Source organism: Flammeovirga sp. SJP92, assembly GCF_001583495.1.
Taxonomy (GTDB): domain Bacteria; phylum Bacteroidota; class Bacteroidia; order Cytophagales; family Flammeovirgaceae; genus Flammeovirga.
The window spans coordinates 1-2,282 of the sequence record NZ_LQAQ01000007.1 but is presented as its reverse complement, the minus strand read 5'-3'; the positions used below and the strand labels follow the sequence as shown (position 1 = coordinate 2,282).

Genomic DNA, 2,282 nt, shown 5'->3' with positions numbered 1-2,282 from the left:
GTCATGTTACTAAACCCATCAATTATCCTTGTGATTTTATTACCATTAAGGTTTAAGACTTGCAAACTTTCCAGAGATGTTAATTGTTCGGGTATTGTATGTATGTTATTGAATTGTAATTGGATAGATTTAATATTAGTTAGGTTCTCAATATCAGAAGGTATCAAGGTTAAATTTTTATCGGGTAAATTTATTTCAGTTACTCTGTTATTTTTTATAGTGATTCCATTCCATGTGCTTACAGGTTGATTTAGATCCCATGTCAGAGTGTTTTCAGGGTTTACGTTATAAAGTTCTATTAATGCAAGAGAATCCGTTTCGTCTAATTCATTACCCTGATAAATATTTATAGATCTGCTGTATAATGTTAACTCTGGAAATTCACTTTTATTAAAAGTATAGTTGAATTTTCCTTTATTATATGCAGTATAAGAACTTTCTATTGCACCATCTATTTTATTGTCATTGAAGTACCATTGATAAGTTATATTACTGACATCACTGTCAATAGACTGATCAACTTGTAGTAGTACTTCTCTTGAAGAAGTGATATTTTTAGCAACATCAATAGAGTCCTGAGGACTATAGATATATTGTTCAATTGTGTTGTCAATTAGTGTAACATCTTTAAAAGTAAGTTTGTTGTCATTAATAATCAGTGTGTCGATCGTATTTATGTTCTCAATTTCTACCGGTATCTGCTCAATTTCATTATTGCTTATATTAAGTTTTTTGATAGCAGTCAGGTTACTTATCTGCTGTTCTAATACTGCTATATTATTATTGGCAATATTTAATTCAATGAGTCTATTACAGTTGTATACTGAGACAGGTAAAGTACTGATATTATTATTACTGATAATCAGAGTATCTAAGTAGTTGACATCACCTATGTTATCAGGTAGTATATCAATCTTCTTATTATCAATATTTAAAGCTGTTACGCGTGAGAAGTTGACAGATATGCCATCCCAAGTTTCGATAGGTGTATTTAAGTCCCAATTCAGGCTGTTGTCAGGATTACTGTTGAAAATTTCAGCAATAATGACTGAGTCAGCCTCAAGAAGTTGCTGATCGAAAAGTATGAAATTTTCCGATATTAGTGTCAACTGACTGAACTCACTGTTATTTATTTCACAGTGGTAAATACCCGGTGTACTTGTTGAGAAAGTTCTGTCGTTGGCATTGTTTATAGCTTGTCCATTATTATACCATTGGAAGGTATTATTAGCGGTATTAGTATCAAAATCATCAGGCAGGTTCAAAGTGGTACTTACACCACCTGAAACATCGAGGTATTGTTCTGATCCAATTTTGCTTTGTGGAGTATAAATAAAGTTTTGAGGTAATGTAGTAAAAATGTTTTCAAGACTTTCAAAAGTTAGGCTGTTATTGTGTACAAATAAGGTGTCAAGCTGATCAAGATTAGCAAATGTACTTGGAATAGTGTCGAGTCCTGCATTATTTACTTTTACCTGATTAATTCTTCCATTAGCGAATGTGATACCTTCCCATGAAGTAATAGGTTGATTAATATCCCATGTTAGTGTGTTATTAATATTTTTAGTGTAAATATCAGCAACAGCACTTGAATCTGTAACGAATTGTTGTGCATTGAGAATTAACTGATCATTCGATTTAAGTGTTAGATCAGGGAATTCAGAATTGGTTATTAGGCAATAAAATGACCCCATTTCATTTGTTGTATAAGTACTGCTGTTACCGCCGGTAACTATTATTATATTATCCTTATACCACTGATAGGAATTATTGGGGGAATTTATTTCAGCCGGTAGGTTTAAAGTGATGTTATTTCCAGTGTGGCTATATATTAATGTTTCTCCTACCTTATTTTGTGGAGCATAAATAAATGAGCTTGGAAACGCCTGAGTTATTTTTTCAAGTTCTTCAAAAGTAAGATAGTTATTGTCAATCTGTAAAGAATTTAAAGCATCCAGTACATTAATATCATTAGGCAATGTACTAATATTCTTATTTTGGATATTGATATCAGTGATTCTATCTAATGGATTTCCGGAATGTGAGATTCCATTCCATGTTGAAATTGGAGAATTTAGATTCCAGTTTAGAGAATTATTGTTGTTTAGGGTATAAATTTTAGCAACAGCTGTGGAGTCTGTCAGGAATGGCCCTGCGTTAAACATAGTATATGTACCAGTTTGTACTTGCGCTAAATCGGGGAAGTCAACATTGGTGATAATACAGTGATAAGTTCCATCTTGTGAGATACTTATTGTTCTGTTAGTTTCTCCGGTCATAAT

Annotated in this window: 1 protein-coding gene; it reads right to left on the bottom strand. The window is 32.3% G+C overall.

The features are described 5' to 3' along the window. Positions 1-2,282, bottom strand: a 2,282-nt coding sequence (locus AVL50_RS33265) for a leucine-rich repeat domain-containing protein (RefSeq protein WP_172826731.1), incomplete at both ends; no start/stop codon positions are given.